Consider the following 17674-nt stretch of genomic DNA (forward strand, 5'->3'; position numbering starts at 1 on the left):
CCGTTTCTCGGCCGTTTTGCCGACCCGTTATCGGCCGTTGAAGGGTCCGTAGGGGCCGTCTGAGCTGGAGCCGCGGCCGCGCGGCCAGCGGCGGCCGCCGCCGGAGACCTGCCGCAGCGCGGGCCGGACGTCGACGATGTACACGATCGTCGCGATGAGCCCGATGATCGGCAGGAAGTCCAGGATTCCCATGAAGAAGTTCACCGCGGCGGCGAGGCCGAGGATGATCAGCCAGAACGCCTTGCTCTGCTTGTCCGCCGCTCGATACGCGTCCTCCCGGCGGATCGCCGAGTCGACGAAGGCGAAGAGGCTGAAGAGGAGCAGGGCCCAGGAGACCCAGTACATCAGCTTGCCGAAGCCTTCAACCAGCACGCCGTCCACCGCCTAGAAGATATGTATGGGTAGCGTTTCTGCGGCCACCGTACCCGCCCACCGGGCCGGGCACGCAGGGGTGTGCCCGGCGTACCCGGCCCGATCGTGGATGTGTGCTCCTCAGCCGGCCGACTTCGGCTCGGGCTTCTTGGCGGCGGTGGCGGGCTTGTTGCCACGCGCCGGGGCCTTCTTGGCCTGGGCGGACGAGGAGTGCGCCGGGGTGTGCGCGGCGGAGGGGCCGGAGCCGCTCGACGCGGCCGGGGTGGCCGGCTTGGCCGGGGACTTCGGCGACTCCTTGGACGAGTCCATGTGGACCGACTGCGACGGCGCCTTCGACCGGGCCGCCGCGTGGCCGTCCCGCTCCTGCTTGGGCTCGATCGCGTCGGCGATGTCGACGACCTCGTCGGCCGCCTCACCGCGCCAGGTCCGCACGACCTCCTGGCCGTGCTCGGCCACCTCGTCGTACCGCTCCCGCGCCTTCACGGCGAGCTCGGCGGCCCGGCCCACGCCTTGCAGGGCGAGGTCCTGCGCCGTGTCGCGCAGCCGCTTGATGTCGGTGTCGATCGTGCCCAGCATCTCGCTGAGCTTGTCCTGGGCACCCTTGGCCTGCTGGGAGACCCGCTCCTGCACGGCCTTGGGGTCGGTGTTGCGCACGGCGTTGATCCGCTCCGGGGCCTCGGCGACGATCTTCTCGACGAAGGACGGCACCTCCTTGAGCTTTTGCGCGGCGAGGTCGGCCGTGCCCGCCACGAAGTAGAGCGGGGTCGGGTCGGTGAGGGTCTTGCGTACGTCGTCGGTGATGGCCATGGTGATGGTCCTCCCGGATCAGTTCGAGGGTGTGGCGACGTCGGCGCCGGCGTCGGAGGGTTCGGGGGCGTCGTCCGAGGCGGTCTGGAGCCCGTTCTCCTTGCGGAAGGACTCGTAGATCTGGAGCAGTACCTGCTTCTGCCGCTCGTTGATCGAGGGGTCGGCGAGTATCACACTGCGCACCTCGGTCTCTTCGCGGTCCCGCTCGTCGAGGATCCCCGCCTGTACGTACAGGGTCTCGGCGGATATCCGCAGCGCCTTCGCCAGCTGTTGCAGGATCTCGGCGCTCGGCTTGCGCAGCCCGCGCTCGATCTGGCTGAGGTACGGATTGGACACCCCGGCCGCGTCGGCCAGCTGCCGCAGCGACAGCTGCGCGCTGCGCCGCTGCTCGCGCAGGAACTCGCCGAGGTTGCCGACGTTGAGTGATGCCATACCTCGATGCTGCAACAGGGGTGCTAACTATTGCAAGCATTTGCTTGCAATAGTGGCGCGTGTCATGTCGGGGCCGGTCGGCGCGGCCGGTCGCGGCCGGTGGAAAGAATTTCGCGGGGGCTGTCGATCCGGGCGGTGGCCGTTCGACGCAGGGGTGAGAGGCGGGGAAGCGCCCGGCCTCCGTCCCGTATCCCGTTTCACATGAGGAGTCACCATGCCGCGCTATCTGACGATGATCCGTATCGATGAGCAGAACGCCCCCGCCGAGGGCCCCAGCCCCGAGCTCATGGAGCGGATGGGCGCGCTGATCGAGGAGGCGACCAAGTCCGGCGTCATGCTGGAGACGGCCGGGCTCACCCCGACCTCCGCGGGCACCCGGGTCACCTGGTCCGGTGGGAAGATCACCTGCACCGACGGCCCCTTCACCGAGAGCAAGGAGGTCATCGGGGGCTATGCCATCCTCCAGGCCAAGGACAAGGCCGAGGCCGTGGAGTGGACCAAGCGGTTCCTGCGGACCCATGAGGAGTACTGGACGATCACCATCGAGGTCCGTGAGATCGAGGAGGGCTGAGCCGGTAGTGCTTGCTCCGTCTCCATACGGCTGCTCTGATAGTGGCCGTGACGGCAGCAAGCCCGGCCGATCCGGCGAAACCACCTCAAAGAGTCAAAGCGACTGAAGCGACTGAAGCGACTGAAACAGCTGAAACGGCTGAGGCGGCCGCGACCGCCGCAACGGTCGAAACGGTCTTCAGGATCGAGTCCGCGAGGATCATCGCGGGCGTCGCCCGCATCGTGCGGGATGTCGGCCTGGCCGAGGAACTCGCGCAGGATGCCCTGGTCACCGCGCTGGAGCGGTGGCCGGAGTCGGGTGTGCCGGACAATCCGGGCGCCTGGCTCATGGCCACCGCCAAGCACCGTGCGATCGATCTCGTACGCCGTAAGGAGACCTACGCCCGCAAGCTGGCGGAGGTCGGGCGGGGCCTGGAGGACGTCTCACCGCCCGACCCGGCGGATCTCGCCGGGACGGCGGAGGACATCGACGACGATCTGCTGCGGCTGATCTTCACCGCCTGCCATCCCGTGCTGTCGACCCGGGCCCGGGTCGCGCTCACCCTGCGGCTGCTGGGCGGGCTGACGACGGAGGAGATCGCGCGGGCGTTCCTGGTCCCGGAGCCCACCGTCGCCCAGCGCATCGTCCGGGCCAAACGGACGCTCGCCAAGGCCGAGGTCCCCTTCGAAGTGCCCTACGGCGACGACCGGACGGCCCGGCTCTCCTCGGTCCTGGAAGTCATCTACCTCATCTTCAACGAGGGCTACTCCGCGACCACGGGCGACGATCTGGTGCGCCCGGCCCTGTGCGAGGACGCGCTGCGGCTGGCGCGGGTGCTGGCGGGGCTGCTGCCCCAGGAGCCCGAGGTCCATGGGCTGGCCGCGCTGCTGGAGTTCCAGTCCTCGCGTATCGCGGCGCGCACCGGCCCGGACGGTGCGCCGGTGCTGCTCGCCGACCAGAACCGCACCAGGTGGAGCGGGCTGCTCATCCGCCGGGGCGTCGACGCCCTCCAGCGGGCGGGCCACGGCCCGTACTCCCTCCAGGCCGCCATCGCCGCCTGCCACGCACGCGCGATCCGCTACGAGGACACCGACTGGACGGCCATCGCCGCTCTCTACGGCCGGCTGATGGCGCTGGCCCCGTCCCCGGTGGTGGAGCTCAACCGGGCGGTCGCCGTCGCGATGGCGGAAGGGCCCGCGGCGGGTCTGAAACTGGTCGAGGCGCTCGCCGAGGAACCGGCGCTCAAGGACTACCACCTGCTGCCGAGCGTCCGCGGGGATCTGCTGGAGCGACTGGGGCGGCATGAGGAGGCCCGGGTGGAGTTCGCCCGCGCGGCGGCCCTGACCCGTAACGCCCGGGAGCGGGCGCTGCTGCTGGAGCGCTCTTCGGGCTGATCTTGTGGTGGGGGCGAAAAGGTGCGCATGCTGCCCCATGACCTCATCTTTCTCATCCCCATCACCCTCATCATCCTCATCATCCTCATCGCCCTCATCAGGTTCGTCGCCCTCATCAGGTTCGTCGCCCTTGTCCTCCGGGTCCTCCTCGTTGCTCGCTCAACTCTCGTCACCGGCCGATCGGCTGGGCTTCGGCGCGATGCAGCTGCCGGGGAGGTGGGCCGGTCCCGTCGTCGAGCGGGCGACGGCAGTGGCGGTCGCGCGGCGGGCCGTGGAGCTGGGCGCCCGTCATATCGACACCGCCGCCTTCTACTTCTCCGCCACCGCGCGGGCCAACGACATCCTGCGCGAGGCCCTGCGCCCGTACCCCGAGGGCGTCACCATCGCCACCAAGATCGGGCCGCTGCGCACCGCGACCGGGGAGATGTACGCGGAGGCACGGCCTGAGCAGCTGCGGGGGCTGGTCGAGGAGAACCTGCGGCAGCTGGGCGTCGACGCGCTCGACCTGGTGTATCTGCGGGTGGGGCGGCTCAAGGCGGTGGGCGGGGCGTCGATCGGGGAGCGGTTCGCGGCGCTGGCCGCACTGCGCGAGGAAGGGCTGGTGCGACGGCTCGGGGTGAGCAATGTGAGCGCCGACCAGCTGGCCGAGGCCCGCGCGATCGCGCCCGTCGCGGCGGTGCAGAACCGGTTCGGGGTGCTCGATCAGGCCGATGGGCCGCTGGTGGACGAGTGCGCCGGGGCCGGGATCGCCTATATGCCGTTCTTCGCGCTGGGCGGCGGCCATACCTCCCTGGAGGGCGAGAACCTGCGTACGGTCGCGGAGCGGCACGGCGCGACCGCGCATCAGATCGCCCTCGCCTGGGGGCTCGCCCGCTCTCCCGCGATCATCCAGATCCCCGGCACCAGCTCGCTCGCCCACCTCGAGGAGAACATGGCGGCGGCGCGGATCGCCCTGGACGAGGACGACATGGCGCTGCTGGAGCCGGTGGCGGACTGACGCCGGGCCGGGCCGTGACCCGGGCGCGGGGCCGTTGTCGTACCCCCGTGGTCGAATGAACGGAAGGCGGGCGCAGGGTGCGCCGACGGTGGGAGGCGGCGGATGTCCGGTGCGGCGAGCGGGGTGCGGGTGCGGCTCGAGCCGTGGGAGGACAGCGCGTTCTGCCTCGAGCTGCTGCGGCGTGTCAACAGCGCGGAGATGACGGCCCACCTGGGCGGACCGGAGAGCGAGGAGCAGATCCTGGTCCGCCATCGGCGGTATGCCGAGCTGACCGGGCCGGGCGCCGGGCGGATGTACCGGGTCGTGCTGGTGCCGGAGGAGGAGACGGTCGGCAGCATCGGGTACTGGGAGCGGGAGTGGCGGGGTGCGTCGGTGTACGAGACCGGCTGGGCCGTGCTGCCGCCGTTCCAGGGGCGGGGGATCGCGGCCGCGGCCGCGGGGGAGGTGGCCCGGGCGGCCGCGGCGCAGCGGACCCACCGGTATCTGCACGCGTATCCGTCCGTCGGCCACCCGGCGTCGAACGGGGTGTGCCGCAAGGCCGGGTTCACCCTGGTCGGCGAGTGCGAGGTCGAGTATCCGCTGGGGACGATGATGCGGTGCAACGACTGGCGGCTGGAGCTGTGGCCGCCCGCTTAGGCGCCCCGCGCGGCGGGGGTGGCCGGGGCGTCCTGGACGGCTGGCGAGTGCTGGGCGGCCGGGGCATCGTGGGCGGCGGGGGTGTCGGTCAGGGCCTCCTGGGTGGCCTCGTCATGGGGGTGGGCGTAGTGCACGGAGAGCCCGGTCCGGCCCGGCAGAAGGTCGGGCCGGAGCACCAGGCGCTCGTCGTAGTCCCCGCCGTTCTGGCGGCGGAAGGGGATCGGCTCCTCGGTCGGCAGGGCGGCCAGCCGCTTCCGCAGCGCCGCGGCATGGGCCTCGTACGCCTCGGCCGGGACCCGGTCCGCGCCGTACACCACATACGGCGGCAGGACGGACATACCGCTGTACCAGAAGGTGCCGTGCTGGAGGGGGAACAGCAGGTCGTCGATCTCGCCGTTGACGCCGCGCGGCCCCATGGTGGCCTCGGGCGCCCCCGCGGTCAGGACCACCATGGCGCGCTTACCGGCCAGCTTGCCGTCCCCGTAGCGCAGGGTGCGTCCGTCCGGCCCCCTGACCCCGTAGGCGAGGCCCTTGACGAAGACGCGGTCGAACCAGCCCTTGAGGATGGCCGGCATCCCGTACCACCAGAGCGGGAACTGCACGATCAGCGCGTCCGCCCAGGCGATCTTCTCCTGTTCGGCGCGGATGTCCTCGCTCAGCGTCCCCGCGTCAAAGGCGCGGTGCGAGGCGGCTCCGACGATGAGGCGTTCGCCCTCGTCATGGCGGAAGTCGGCGCCGTCCACCACGGGGTTCCAGCGCATCGCGTAGAGGTCGGACAGCCGGTGGTCGTGGCCCGCCTCTCGCAGGGCGCGCAGACCCTCGTCGCGCAACGCCCCGCCGAGGGAGCGCTGTTCGGGGTGAGCGAATATCCACAGCACATTCATGCCCACCATGCTCGGAAATGGCCTCCGGGCCGACGAGTGGCCGGATGGCCATGATATGGAAGAATCTGGCCAGCTGTGGCCAGCTGTGGCCAGTGAGCCAGGACCAGCCAGTGTGGTCGGCGAGTGTGAGCGGCCGGTGTGGTCAGCCAGGGTGAAGGGACGGATCCCGCGTTGAGGGGATCCGGGGGCTGGGCAGTCAGCTCCGGGCGCTGATCAGCGCTTCCACACCGTCGAGAATCCGCTCCAGCCCGAAGACGAACTCGTCGTCGGGGCCGCCCGGGGTCTCCAGCTCCCCCGCCCGCAGCGCCGCCGTCACCGCCGGGAAGCGCTCGGCGTCGGTCACTTTCCCCAGCAGCCTGGCCCAGGAGGCCAGAGAGGTCTCGATGCTGTCCCCGGTGCGCCGGTTGGCCGCCAGGATGTCGAAGGTCATCCGAACCTCGTTGCGGACAAAGCCGCTGACCAGCATCAGCACGGAGATCTTCTCGCCCTCGCCGAGGTTCGTATGGCGCAGACAGGCGAGTCCGCGCTCCATCCAGGCCACCGAGTTGGGCATCGAGGGCGGGGTGTCGATCGGGACGCTCACCACCCACGGATGCCGGGCGAGGGCGGTGCGCAGCGCCCAGGCCCAGTCGCCGAACCCGGCCCGCCAGTCCGCGTCCTTCGCCGGGTCGCCGGGCGGCGGTGGGCCGTAGGCCGCGTCCTCCATCAGCGTCAGCAGCTCGTCCTTGGCCGAGACATAGCGGTACAGCGACATGGTGGAGGCGCCGAGCTCGGTCGCGACCCTGCTCATGGAGACCGCGCCGAGGCCGTCCGTCGAGGCGATGCCGACGGCGGCGTCGACGATCCGGGCCAGGGTCAGCCCCGGGCGTGGTCCCTTGCTCGGGCGTTCCCGGAGTCCCCAGGCGGTCTCGATGCTCGCCGGCAGGCCGGTGCCGCTCACTTCGCTGGCCATGGCCTCGGGACCTCCGTACGTGGATGTTGCTCATGTTCGCTCGATTGACCGCCATCCTAGAGATGTGTATACCATACGCAGTAGCGCGTATGTCATACGCAGAAGGAGGAGCGGGGGAATCATGACCCATCGACCAGCCGTCGAGGCGAGCGGCCTCGAGAAGTCCTACGGGGCCGTGAAGGTGCTCAGGGGCGTCGATCTGTCGGTCGCGCCCGGCAGCGTCTTCGCACTGCTCGGCCCCAATGGGGCGGGCAAGACCACGACCGTGCGGATCCTGTCCACGCTGACACCGCCGGACGCCGGGCGGGCCCGCGTCGCGGGCTTCGACGTCATCACCGACCGCCGCCGCGTCCGCCGCGTCATCAGCCTCACCGGGCAGTACGCCGCCGTTGACGAGATGCAGACCGGTGAGGAGAACCTGCGGATGATGGGGCGGCTGGCCCGGCTCGGCCGCGCCGAGGCCCGCGGCCGCGCCCGCGAACTGCTGGAGCGCTTCGACCTCACCGGCGCCGCCCGCCGCACCGTGGGCACCTACTCCGGCGGGATGCGCCGTCGGCTCGACCTCGCCGCGGGGCTGGTCGGCCATCCCGAGGTGATCTTCCTGGACGAGCCGACCACCGGTCTCGACCCGCGCAGCCGACGGGCCATGTGGGAGGTGGTCAAGGGGTTGGCGACGGACGGGGTGACGGTCTTCCTCACCACCCAGTACCTGGAGGAGGCCGACCAACTCGCCGATCGCATCGCCGTGGTGGACGGCGGCCGGGTGGTGGCCGAGGGCACCTCGGCCGAACTCAAGGAGCGCGTGGCCGGGCAGCGGCTGGACCTGGTGTTCGGCGATATCGCCGGGTACGAGAGGGGCGCGCTCCGGCTGGGCGTACGGCTCGTTTGGAGCGACGCCGACCGGCTGACGCTGGGCGTCGCGACGGACGGCAGCGCCGCCCATGTACGGGCCCTGCTCGATGAGATCGACCCTGAGCGCCGGGCCGTGGACCGCTTCAGCGTGCGTGGCGCCACGCTCGACGATGTCTTCATGGCCCTGACCGGCCACGCCGCCGAGGGCGAGAGCGGTGCCGAGGGTGAAAGGCGTGCCGCCGAGGGTGAAAGGCGCGCCGCCGAGGGCGAGAGCCGTGGCGCCACGGGTGAGAAGGAGGCGGCCGGTGTCTGACGCGATCGTTCTGACGGGCCGTACGATCCGGCTGACCAGGCGCAATCTGGACGCGGTGCTCACCGCCATGCTGCTGCCGATCATGCTGATGCTGGTCTTCGTCTACTTCTTCGGCGGTGCCATCCACACCGGCACCGAGTACGTCACCTATGTCGTCCCGGGTGTGATGCTGCTGTGTGCGGGCTTCGGCTCGGCCAATACGGCGGTCACCGTCACTAATGACATGACGGGCGGCATCATCGACCGCTTCCGGTCGCTGGACATCGGCGGTACCGCGATCCTGGCGGGCCATGTGGCCGCGAGCGTGCTGCGCAACACGGTCGCGACCACGATCGTCTTCGGGGCGGCCTTCCTCATCGGCTTCCGGCCGGTCGCCGGTCCGCTCGACTGGCTGGCCGTGGCCGGCATCCTGCTGATGTTCATCCTCGCGATCTCCTGGCTGTCGGCCTGCTTCGGCCTGATCGCCAGGTCACCGGAGGCGGCGGGCGGATTCACCTTCCTGATGATGTTCCTGCCGTACCCCAGCAGCGCGTTCGTGCCGATCGACACCATGCCGGGCTGGCTGCACGGGTTCGCGGAGCACCAGCCGGTCACCCCGGTCATCGAGGCCCTGCGGGGGTTGCTGCTGGACCGGCCGGTCGGCGACAGCGCCTGGCAGGCGCTGGTCTGGTGCGGCGGGATCCTGGTGGTGGCCGCCGGTCTTTCGGGCGCGCTCTTCCGCCGCCGCACTGTCTGAGCCACGTTCCCGGCGGCGCCGTTCGACGGGAACCGGCGCCGCCGGGAGGGGTAGCTGGCGTACGGGGGCGGCTGCCGTGGGGGCTGGTCGGCTTTCGTGCGGCTGGGTCAGGCGCCGTACGTGCGGGCGGGTCAGGCGCCGTACGGGTGGGTGGTGCGGGCCGTGCGCAGGGCCCGCGCCCACCAGGTGAGCTGGTCGAGCATCGCCCCGGCGGCGGTGTCCGGACCCTCGGGGTCCTTCAGCCGGCCGTCCGATTCGAAGAGCCCGCCCGCGTTGTGGAAGCTGACCGTGTCCCGGACGGTCACGGCGTGGACCTCGGCGAAGACCGGCCGCAGATGCTCCACCGCGCGCAGGCCCCCGGAGATGCCGCCGTAGGACACGAAACCGACCGGTTTGGCCTGCCACTGGGTGTAGTGCCAGTCGATCGCGTTCTTCAGAGAGGCGGGGTAGCTGTGGTTGTACTCGGGTGTGACCACGGCGAACGCGTCGGCCGCGTCCAGCCGGGGTGTCACGGCCTCCAGGGCCGTGCGCTCCTCCGGGCCGGGTCGATGGGTGAGGGCCGTGGGCAGCGGGGTCTCGGCCAGGTCGACGACATCGACGGTGATATCCGGGCGGAGCGTCGCATGACCGGCGAACCAGTCCGCGACCTTCGGCCCGAAGCGTCCGTCACGGGTGCTGCCGACGATGACGGCGAGCCGGATCGGGGAGTCGATGGAGTTGGCGCGGGTGCCGGTGCGGGGTTCTGCCGTTGCCGTGGGTACGGCGGTGTCAGTAGTCATGGGACGAGCCTCGGACTTAAACAAAGGTTGAAGTCAAGCTACCCTCGGCATATGACGCAACTGACCTGGAAGACCCATGAGCTCACGGTCGGCGAGCTTTCGCAGCGCAGCGGGGTTCCCGCCTCCGCACTGCGCTTCTATGAGCGCGAGGGGCTGATCCACAGCCGCCGCACCACCGGCAACCAGCGTCGCTACACCCGCGATACGCTCCGCCGCGTCGCCTTCGTCCGCTCCTCGCAGCGCGTCGGCATCCCGCTGGGGAGGATCCGGGAGGTGCTCGCGCTCTTCCCCGAGGACCACGTCCTCACCAAGGAGGACTGGGCCCGGATCTCGGAGTGCTGGCGCACGGATCTCAACGAGCGCATCGAACAGCTGGAGAACCTCCGCGACCACCTCACCGACTGCATCGGCTGCGGCTGTCTGTCGATCGACAAATGCGCGCTGGCCAACCCGTACGACCGGCTCGGCGAACAGGGCGCGGGCGCGCGCCGGCTGCTCAAGTCCTGCTGCTGAGCACCGGCCGCCCAACGTGAGCACCGGCCGCCCAGCGCTGATCCCCCAGCGTCGGCCGCCCAGCGCCCAGCGCGGACCGGGCAGGTGTCGGCCGGACAGGGGCCGGTCGCGGGGCCCTGCCCCCTCCTGGGCGGCTCAGAAGCCGTCGGGGCACCAGGGGCGGCGCGGGGTCCGCAGCAGCCGGTCCGCCAGTGCCGCGGCGCCCGGGCGCTCCTCGGCTATCCGGCCGAGCGAGGTGAGCCGGACCGCCGACTCGTCGCCCAGCCACAGCGTGCCCAACTCGCCGATGTCCATGGTCAGATCGGCCGCGCGGCCCGTGGTGGCACACGCCGCGCCGTCGGGGCCCGCCTCCAGGAAATAGCGGCCCCCGGCCAGCCCGGCGTCGTCGCGCAGCTCGAGCACCAGCGAGCCCTCGACCGGGTATGTACGGGTCTCCAGCAGCCGGGGCACATCCAGCGGGCGCAACCACAGCCAGTCGGCATACGTGGTGACCTGGGCCGCGCGGGGATCGCCGAGCAGCAGCGGAAGCAGATCGTCCGGGGCGCGCCGGCCGGTGTTCACCCGGGTCACCCAGTCGACCGAGAGCAGGAAGTGCCACAGCGCCCGCTCGGCGGCCGGGGTGACCGCCAGCAGCTCGAGCACGGTGGCCGTGTTGTGCGGTCGCTTGTTGCCCTCCCAGCGGTCATCGGCCGTGTAGGCGAGCAGACCGTCCACCGAGCCGTCGGGGGAGCGGTAGAGAACATAGAACGGCTCGGTCCAGGGACGGCTGGGGAACTGCCGCTGACCGGTGTTGGTCCGCCACCAGAGGTCCGGGCGGTCGATGACGCCGTGCTGCCGGGTGCGCAGCCGCTCATGCAGTGCGGGGCCCAGCTTCCGCACCTCCTCGCCATCGGCGAAGTCGACCCGGCCGCCGTCGACCGGAGCCGAGTGGCGCGGATCGAGACCGGCCCGGGGGACGTCCACCTGCCATTCGCTGATCCAGGTGGCCGGGCCGAAGCCATACCGCCCATAGATCGGGTACTCGGCGGCGATCAGGGTGGCCACCGCCTCGCCCCGCTCCTTCGCGGCGCGCAGATCGTGCTCCATCATCCGGCTGAGCAGGCCACGGCGGCGGTGGGTGGGCGACACCGCGACATTGCTGACCGCGTCGGCGGGTACATCGGCCCCGCCGACCGCCGTCAGCCGCTGGGCGAAGCTGCGGAAGGTGGCGACGCAGCGGTCCCCGTCGAAGAACCCCTGGGTACGGGACAGATCCATCTGCTCCCGGCGCAGCTCCACCTCCTCCTTCGGCGCCTCCGGCGGACGCAGAAAGCCGGTGTTGAGCGCGACAATCCAGCTGGTCAGATCGGAGTCGGCGAGTGAGGTGCGAAGTTCGAGGGCCATGCGCACACGCTAAGCGTCCGCCACAACCCGCCGCACGCCGATTTCCCCAGCCTTCGGAACAGGTCCTTTTATCACACCGCACCCTGTGGACGGCCCGGCGAGCGCCCCGCCGACAGTGACCCGAGCTCCTCACCGAGGGCTGCCCGAGCCCCTCGCGGACCGTTGCCCGAGCACTTCGCCGACAGCTGCCGGAGCACCCCGCCCCCTACGCCAGCAGGTCGTCCACCTGCGCCTCTCCCTCGCGGTACCGGCGGGCGATCTCCGCACTGCAACCGTCCGCCGTCCGCTGGAGCTCCTGCCGCCGCCGCGACACCTGCTGCTCATGGCCGACGAGGCGGGCCATCGCGCCGTGCAGCTCCTCGTCCGTACGGGCCCGCAGATCGGAGAGGCCCACCTCGGCCAGCATCTCCTCGGCCAGCCGCTCGTACTCCTCACCGTGCGGCGTCCCGAGCGTGACATGGCGGGCCGAGGAGCGGTGCCGTGAGGGCAGGTCCGCGAGGATCTCCGGCAGCCGGTCCACCAGCGCGGCGGGCGGCTCCGCCGCGGCCGCCGCGGGCGCCGGGTCACGGCGATGGCCAAGCTCGGCGCGGAGGATGTCGATCCGGCCCTGGAGCAGCCTGCGCAGATAGCTCAGATCCGCCTCCTCGCGCTGTGCCGCGCGGCGCAGCTCCCGCAGCTCCGGCAGCCGCAGGGTGTGCAGACCGCCCGCGGTGGCGGATGTGGCGGTGATGGCCGCCGCCGGTACGGCGGCGGAGTCGGCCAGCCGTCCGCCGCGCTGGCTCGGCGGCCGCGGCGGCAGCAGGCTCTCGGTGGCCATGGGCTGGCCGGTGCCCGATGTGTTCATTGGTGTCCGTCCCCTCCAGCGATGCGTCATTCCCGCATTTCCTGCCCGCCTGCACCGCCTGCACGCATCGTGCCACCAGTGATGCTCCCTGTGCAGCGGCTCTCCACCCGATCGGCCCCGGATGGACGCACGGCATGATGGTCGCCATGCGTGCTGTGGTACAGAGAGTGAACGGGGCGAGCGTCGTCGTGGACGGCGAGACGGTCGGCGAGATCGTCGGCCAGGGGCTGTGCGTGCTGGTCGGGGTGACGCATGACGACACCCCGGAGAAGGCGGCCCAGCTCGCCCGCAAGTTGTGGTCCGTAAGGATCCTCCAGGACGAGAAGTCCTGCTCGGATCTGGCCGCTCCGCTGCTGGTCGTCAGCCAGTTCACGCTCTATGGCGACGCCCGTAAGGGGCGCCGCCCCACCTGGAACGCGGCGGCGCCAGGCCCGGTCGCCGAACCGCTTGTCGACGAGGTGGTGGCCCAGCTGCGGAAGCTGGGCGCGCAAGTGGAAACGGGCCGGTTCGGAGCGGAGATGAAGGTCTCGCTCACGAACGACGGCCCGTTCACGGTGCTCATCGAGGTCTAGTGGCTTGCCGAGGTCTGGGGGCTAGCGGCTCACCGAGGTCCAGGGGGCTAGCGGCTCACCGAGGTCCAGGGGGCTGGCGGCTCACCGAGGTCGGACAGCTCCGCGGGGTCGGACGGCCCCGCGAGATCCAGCGAATCCGCAACCGGCTCATGGCTCCACGACCGTCTCCTGTGCGGCGGCCGTGGAGTCCGCGATCAGCTCCGCATCCACCGGCACATTGCGCTTGACCAGCGCGAGCGCGATCGGCCCCAGCTCGTGGTGGCGGGCCGAGGAGGTGATGAACCCCAGCTGGCGGCCCTCCTCGCCCTCCGCGGCCAGTCGTATGGGCGCGCCGTGGGACGGCAGCTTCACCTCGCTGCCGTCGAGGTGGAGGAAGACCAGCCGGCGCGGTGGCTTCCCCAGGTTCTGCACCCGGGCGACGGTCTCCTGACCGCGGTAGCAGCCCTTGTGGAGGTGGACGGCGGAGCCGATCCACCCCAGCTCATGCGGAATGGTGCGGTGGTCGGTCTCCAGGCCGACCCGCGGCCGGTGGGCCTCGACCCGCAGTGCCTCGTACGCCAGCGCCCCGATCGGCGGGCCGCTCGCCTCGGCGAAGGCGGTAAGGCGCTCACGGGGCAGGAAGAGGTCCCGGCCGTGCGGGGTTTCGCGGACGACGGCGTCCTCGGGGGCCTCGGTGATGCTGCCCGCCGGGAGATGGACGATCGCGTAGTCCTCGGTGCGGTCCGCGATGTCGACCCGGTAGAAGAACTTCATGCTCTCCAGGTAGGCGATCAGATCGCTTTGGCTGTCGGGCTCCACATGGGCCCAGGTGGTTTCGCCGTCGTCGACGAGATAGAGCGCGTGTTCGATGTGGCCGTGGGCGGAGAGGATCAGGGCTTCGGTGGCCTGGCCCGGCGGAAGGTCGCTGACGTGCTGGGTGAGCAGCAGATGCAGCCAGCTGAGCCGGTCGGCACCGCTGACCGTGACCACTCCGCGGTGCGAGAGGTCCACGAAGCCGGTGCCGTCGGCGAGCGCGCGCTGCTCGCGGAACAGGTCGCCGTAGTGGGCGGCAACGCCTTCATCGGGGCCCTCGCCGGGGACGGCGCCGGGCAGCGACAGCAAGGGGCTCTTCATGAACTCAGCCTACGACCTGCGGGCTCGGCCCTCATCGGCGCCGTTTTCGGCGTCGTCGCCACCGCGCCGCCCGGCGGAGCACGCGGCACACCGGCCGAAGATCGCGAAGTGCTTCAGATCGGTGTCGAAGCCGAAGTCCGCCCGCAGCTGCCGGGTGAAGGCGTCGGCCACGGAGACATCGGCCTCGATCACATCGGTGCAGTCCCGGCACACCATGTGGATGTGGTGGTGCCGGTCGGCCAGGTGGTACGTGGGGGCGCCGTGGCCGAGATGGGCATGGCTGACCAGGCCCAGCTCCTCCAGCAGCTCCAATGTGCGGTAGACCGTGGAGATGTTGACGCCGCTCGCGGTGCGGCGCACCTCGGTGAGGATGGCGTCCGGAGTGGCGTGCTCCAGACGATCGACGGCTTCGAGCACGAGCTGGCGCTGCGGGGTCAGCCGGTAGCCGCGCTCCCGCAGATCGCTCTTCCAGTCGGTGGTCGCCACGGTGCAAGTGTAGGCGCGCCCGCGCCCACCGGCCGGACGCGGAGGACAGAACCGGACGCGGCACGGAAGAGCCCGACCCGGCGGAAAGGTGGAAGAGCCCGGGAAAGCCGGACCCGGCAGACGCTGGAAACGCCGAAGAGGCCAAACGCCGAAGACGCCGGAAACGCCGAAGGGCTCAGCGGAAGAAGGCGATCCCGTCGTCCGGCAGGTCCTTGAGGTCCTTGGCCCACTCCCGCGGGTCCACGACCTTCTTCAGATGCGCGGACATGTACGGGCGCAGCTCGACCTCGGGGGTGGCCTTCTCGCCGACCCACATCAGATCGCTTTTGACGTAGCCGTACAGCCGCTTGCCGCCCGAGTACGGGGCCGCGTGCGCGGTGCGCGCCACCGCGTCCGTCGCCAGGTCGATCTGCGGCTTGCCCTCCGCGAGCTCGCCGTACCAGACCTCGATGATGCCCTGGTCGCGGCTCATCACGACCTCGACCTTGCGGTCCTTGTCGATCCGCCAGTAGCCGGACTCGCTCTCCAGGGGGCGGACCTTCTTGCCCTCGGAGTCCAGCACCCAGGTGTGCGAGACGTACTCGATGAAGTCCCGGCCGTCGTGCGTGAAGGTGGCCTCCTGCCCGAAGTTGCACTTCTCGGCCCCGGGGAAGTCCGATACGCCGGCCCCTTCCCAGTTGCCCAGGAGGAAGGCGAGCGGCACGAGGTCCGGGTGGAGGTCGGACGGAATCTGGATCATGAATTCAGGCGATCTGTCGAGGGACGAGCCGTGGCAGTGGGATCAGGAGCGGTTCAGCGCTGGCCCTGGTACAGCTTCTTCCAGGTCAGCGCGGCGAAGCCGAGCGTGGCCACGGCGACCAGGATCATCAGGGTGGTGAAGACTGCCTCAAGCACGAGCGCGCTCCTAGGAACAGATGACGGACGGCACCGATTCTAGTCGGCACCGGAACGGCCGGTGGAGACAGGTGGCCGTGCGGCGCCGCGCCCAGGGCGCCGAGCCTAAGGTTGACGCATGGCGAAGAAGCTCGTGATCAAGGTGACGGCGGGCGCGGACGCTCCCGAGCGGTGCTCCCAGGCGTTCACGGTGGCGGCGGTGGCCGCGGCGAGCGGGGTGGAGGTCTCGCTCTGGCTCACCGGGGAGTCGACGTGGTTTGCGCTGCCCGGGCGGGCGGCGGAGTTCGAACTGCCGCATGCGGCGCCGCTTCCGGATCTGATCGACGGCATCCTTACGGGCGGCGGATCGATCACGGTGTGCACTCAATGCGCTGCGCGCCGGGACATCGAGGAGAAGGATCTGATCGAGGGTGCCCGGATCGCGGGCGCTCAGGTCTTCGTGAGCGAGATCATGCCGGACGGCGTCCAGGCGCTCGTGTACTAGGGCGGTCCCCGAACGCCCCCCGGCCGGGCCCCGGTCAGCGGGGTCGCTGTGGCTGTGTGCTCGTGGTCAATGCCGGTGGTTGTGCTCGTCGAGCTCCCGCCACCACCGGTCGGACTCCTCGTCCCCCGATTCGTCCCACCATCGGTCGTCAGGGCCCCGGCGATTGGCGACTATGGCCGCCAGAGGCGGGATCACCATGGCGACGATGCACATCGCGACCGCGGCGGGTACGGACCACAGGCGCACAAAGGCCCACGCCGAGATGAAGAGCGTCAGACACGCGCCCATCAGGAAAAAGTATGCGTGGCGGCGTCGCGCGTACATATCTCAAGGGTACGTCCGGGACCGCCACGCCGATAGGCGAAGGCGGACGCGGACGAACCCCCGTGCCGACAGCCCATGGCCGGCCGACGAGAACGGCCGGCGCGGCCGGGACGGGCCGAGGGCCGCACCCCGCCGAGGCGTCCAACCCCGGGGTGCGGCCCTCGGACCGTGTGTCACGGCGCGCCGTGGCCGTCAGACGGCGATGGCGACCTCCGCCAGCCCGCCCTTCTGGGCGACGACCGTGCGGTCAGCGGTGGCGCCGGGAACCAGGGCACGCAGCGTCCAGGTGCCCTCCGCGGCGTAGAAGCGGAACTGTCCGGTCGCGGAGGTGGGGACCTCGGCGGTGAACTCACCGGTGCTGTCCAGCAGCCGCACGTACCCGGCGACGGGCTCGCCGTCGCGGGTCACCGAACCCTGGATGGTGGTCTCACCGGGCTTGATCGTCGAGGCGTCGGGGCCGCCGGCCTTGGCTCCACACATGGGTGTCTGTCCTTACGTTCGGGGAAGAGGGTCAGCTGTCGGCGCCGAGCTCGACCGGCACGCCGACCAGCGAGCCGTACTCGGTCCAGGAGCCGTCGTAGTTCTTGACGTTGGGCTGGCCGAGGAGCTCGTGCAGGACGAACCAGGTGTGAGCGGAGCGCTCACCGATGCGGCAGTAGGCGATGGTGTCCTTCGACAGGTCCACGCCCGCGCCCTCGTAGATCTCCTTGAGCTCGTCGTCGGACTTGAAGGTGCCGTCGTCGTTGGCCGACTTCGACCAGGGGATGTTGCGGGCGCTCGGGATGTGGCCCGGACGCTGCGACTGCTCCTGGGGGAGGTGGGCCGGGGCGAGCAGCTTGCCGGAGAACTCGTCGGGGGAGCGCACGTCGACGAGGTTCAGCGCGCCGATGGCCTCCACGGCCTCGTCGCGGAAGGCGCGGATGGAGGCGTCCTGCGGCTTGGCCTTGTACTCGGTCCGCGCACGGGTCGGGACCTCGGCGACCAGGTCGCGGGAGTCGAGCTCCCACTTCTTGCGGCCGCCGTCGAGCAGCTTGACGTCCTGGTGGCCGTAGAGCTTGAAGTACCAGTACGCGTAGGACGCGAACCAGTTGTTGTTGCCGCCGTAGAGGACGACCGTGTCGTCGTTGGCGATGCCCTTCTCCGACAGGAGCTTCTCGAAGCCGGCCTGGTCGACGAAGTCACGGCGCACCGGGTCCTGGAGGTCCTGCTTCCAGTCGATCCGGATGGCGTTCTTGATGTGGTTCTTGTCGTAGGCCGAGGTGTCCTCGTCCACCTCGACGATGACCGTCTTGGGGTCGTCGATACGGGCCTGGACCCACTCGGCGTCCACCAGGACGTCACTGCGGCTCATGTCTGT

At 70.7% G+C, this 17674-nt stretch carries 23 protein-coding genes; 9 read left to right on the top strand and 14 right to left on the bottom strand.

The features are described 5' to 3' along the window. Window positions 1-27 precede the first annotated feature (27 nt). From AB0E24_RS40015 to AB0E24_RS40025, 3 genes are all read right to left on the bottom strand, one after another. Window positions 28-345: a DUF2516 family protein gene (locus AB0E24_RS40015; RefSeq protein WP_069873670.1), complete on the bottom strand. Its 318-nt coding sequence runs from the start codon at window positions 343-345 to the stop codon at window positions 28-30. Between the two features lie 147 nt (window positions 346-492). Further along, the gene (locus tag AB0E24_RS40020; protein ID WP_069873616.1) at window positions 493-1179 is read right to left on the bottom strand and encodes a hypothetical protein; all 687 of its coding nucleotides are present in this window, start codon (window positions 1177-1179) and stop codon (window positions 493-495) included. A gap of 18 nt (window positions 1180-1197) precedes the next feature. After that, a complete protein-coding gene (locus AB0E24_RS40025) occupies window positions 1198-1611 on the bottom strand; it encodes a helix-turn-helix domain-containing protein (RefSeq protein ID WP_069873614.1) in 414 nt (137 codons plus the stop codon). Window positions 1612-1825: 214 nt separating this feature from the next. Between AB0E24_RS40025 and AB0E24_RS40030 the strand changes: the two genes are divergently transcribed. From AB0E24_RS40030 to AB0E24_RS40045, 4 genes are all read left to right on the top strand, one after another. After that, the gene (locus AB0E24_RS40030) at window positions 1826-2182 is read left to right on the top strand and encodes a YciI family protein (RefSeq protein WP_093703234.1); all 357 of its coding nucleotides are present in this window, start codon (window positions 1826-1828) and stop codon (window positions 2180-2182) included. Window positions 2183-2364: 182 nt separating this feature from the next. Beyond that, a complete protein-coding gene (locus AB0E24_RS40035) occupies window positions 2365-3555 on the top strand; it encodes an RNA polymerase sigma factor (RefSeq protein WP_435865376.1) in 1191 nt (396 codons plus the stop codon). Between the two features lie 130 nt (window positions 3556-3685). Beyond that, complete coding sequence (locus AB0E24_RS40040; RefSeq protein ID WP_359384541.1) at window positions 3686-4552, top strand: oxidoreductase; 867 nt, start codon at window positions 3686-3688, stop codon at window positions 4550-4552. A 102-nt stretch (window positions 4553-4654) separates the two neighbouring features. Further along, window positions 4655-5188: a GNAT family N-acetyltransferase gene (locus AB0E24_RS40045; protein ID WP_079258473.1), complete on the top strand. Its 534-nt coding sequence runs from the start codon at window positions 4655-4657 to the stop codon at window positions 5186-5188. Here AB0E24_RS40045 and AB0E24_RS40050 read toward each other — a convergent pair. Further along, complete coding sequence (locus AB0E24_RS40050; RefSeq protein WP_359384544.1) at window positions 5185-6072, bottom strand: NAD(P)H-dependent oxidoreductase; 888 nt, start codon at window positions 6070-6072, stop codon at window positions 5185-5187. The genes AB0E24_RS40045 and AB0E24_RS40050 overlap by 4 nt on opposite strands. A gap of 196 nt (window positions 6073-6268) precedes the next feature. Then, window positions 6269-7024: a TetR/AcrR family transcriptional regulator gene (locus tag AB0E24_RS40055; protein ID WP_093700724.1), complete on the bottom strand. Its 756-nt coding sequence runs from the start codon at window positions 7022-7024 to the stop codon at window positions 6269-6271. Window positions 7025-7145: 121 nt separating this feature from the next. On the opposite strand from AB0E24_RS40055, the gene AB0E24_RS40060 reads away from it, so the two are divergent. Further along, complete coding sequence (locus tag AB0E24_RS40060; protein ID WP_359384547.1) at window positions 7146-8189, top strand: efflux ABC transporter ATPase subunit, DrrA-related; 1044 nt, start codon at window positions 7146-7148, stop codon at window positions 8187-8189. Next, a complete protein-coding gene (locus tag AB0E24_RS40065) occupies window positions 8182-8925 on the top strand; it encodes an ABC transporter permease (protein WP_359384548.1) in 744 nt (247 codons plus the stop codon). The genes AB0E24_RS40060 and AB0E24_RS40065 overlap by 8 nt, the downstream gene beginning before the upstream one ends. A gap of 131 nt (window positions 8926-9056) precedes the next feature. On the opposite strand, the gene AB0E24_RS40070 is transcribed toward AB0E24_RS40065, so the two are convergent. After that, window positions 9057-9704 carry an NADPH-dependent FMN reductase gene (locus AB0E24_RS40070; protein ID WP_069873600.1) on the bottom strand — a complete coding sequence of 216 codons (648 nt, stop codon included), beginning with the start codon at window positions 9702-9704 and terminating at the stop codon, window positions 9057-9059. A 51-nt stretch (window positions 9705-9755) separates the two neighbouring features. Between AB0E24_RS40070 and soxR the strand changes: the two genes are divergently transcribed. After that, window positions 9756-10217 (top strand): redox-sensitive transcriptional activator SoxR, encoded by a 462-nt coding sequence (gene soxR / locus AB0E24_RS40075; RefSeq protein ID WP_069873598.1) that lies wholly within the window; start codon window positions 9756-9758, stop codon window positions 10215-10217. Window positions 10218-10352: 135 nt separating this feature from the next. On the opposite strand, the gene AB0E24_RS40080 is transcribed toward soxR, so the two are convergent. Further along, window positions 10353-11600, bottom strand: a complete 1248-nt coding sequence (locus tag AB0E24_RS40080; RefSeq protein WP_359384551.1) for a GNAT family N-acetyltransferase — start codon at window positions 11598-11600, stop codon at window positions 10353-10355. Between the two features lie 205 nt (window positions 11601-11805). Then, window positions 11806-12444: an RsiG family protein gene (locus AB0E24_RS40085; protein WP_359384553.1), complete on the bottom strand. Its 639-nt coding sequence runs from the start codon at window positions 12442-12444 to the stop codon at window positions 11806-11808. A gap of 146 nt (window positions 12445-12590) precedes the next feature. Here AB0E24_RS40085 and dtd point away from each other — a divergent pair, with 146 nt between their 5' ends. After that, entirely contained in the window at window positions 12591-13016 is a 426-nt protein-coding gene (gene dtd, locus AB0E24_RS40090; RefSeq protein ID WP_359384555.1) for a D-aminoacyl-tRNA deacylase, read from the top strand. Between the two features lie 147 nt (window positions 13017-13163). Here dtd and ygfZ read toward each other — a convergent pair whose 3' ends face one another. The 3 genes from ygfZ to AB0E24_RS40105 all read right to left on the bottom strand — a co-directional run bounded on the left by ygfZ (window position 13164) and on the right by AB0E24_RS40105 (window position 15354). After that, the gene (ygfZ, locus tag AB0E24_RS40095; RefSeq protein WP_069873592.1) at window positions 13164-14129 is read right to left on the bottom strand and encodes a CAF17-like 4Fe-4S cluster assembly/insertion protein YgfZ; all 966 of its coding nucleotides are present in this window, start codon (window positions 14127-14129) and stop codon (window positions 13164-13166) included. A gap of 9 nt (window positions 14130-14138) precedes the next feature. Next, a complete protein-coding gene (locus AB0E24_RS40100) occupies window positions 14139-14615 on the bottom strand; it encodes a Fur family transcriptional regulator (protein WP_069873590.1) in 477 nt (158 codons plus the stop codon). A gap of 175 nt (window positions 14616-14790) precedes the next feature. Further along, window positions 14791-15354, bottom strand: a complete 564-nt coding sequence (locus AB0E24_RS40105; protein ID WP_069873588.1) for a heme-binding beta-barrel domain-containing protein — start codon at window positions 15352-15354, stop codon at window positions 14791-14793. Between the two features lie 273 nt (window positions 15355-15627). On the opposite strand from AB0E24_RS40105, the gene AB0E24_RS40110 reads away from it, so the two are divergent. Beyond that, window positions 15628-15993 carry a DsrE family protein gene (locus AB0E24_RS40110; protein WP_069873586.1) on the top strand — a complete coding sequence of 122 codons (366 nt, stop codon included), beginning with the start codon at window positions 15628-15630 and terminating at the stop codon, window positions 15991-15993. A gap of 66 nt (window positions 15994-16059) precedes the next feature. On the opposite strand, the gene AB0E24_RS40115 is transcribed toward AB0E24_RS40110, so the two are convergent. From AB0E24_RS40115 to AB0E24_RS40125, 3 genes are all read right to left on the bottom strand, one after another. Beyond that, window positions 16060-16317 (bottom strand): DUF3099 domain-containing protein, encoded by a 258-nt coding sequence (locus tag AB0E24_RS40115; protein WP_014053929.1) that lies wholly within the window; start codon window positions 16315-16317, stop codon window positions 16060-16062. Between the two features lie 192 nt (window positions 16318-16509). Then, window positions 16510-16797: a DUF1416 domain-containing protein gene (locus tag AB0E24_RS40120; protein WP_069873584.1), complete on the bottom strand. Its 288-nt coding sequence runs from the start codon at window positions 16795-16797 to the stop codon at window positions 16510-16512. A gap of 31 nt (window positions 16798-16828) precedes the next feature. Further along, window positions 16829-17668, bottom strand: a complete 840-nt coding sequence (locus AB0E24_RS40125; RefSeq protein ID WP_069873582.1) for a sulfurtransferase — start codon at window positions 17666-17668, stop codon at window positions 16829-16831. Window positions 17669-17674: the final 6 nt, after the last annotated feature.

Source organism: Streptomyces malaysiensis subsp. malaysiensis (genome assembly GCF_040653035.1).
Lineage (GTDB): Bacteria > Actinomycetota > Actinomycetes > Streptomycetales > Streptomycetaceae > Streptomyces > Streptomyces malaysiensis.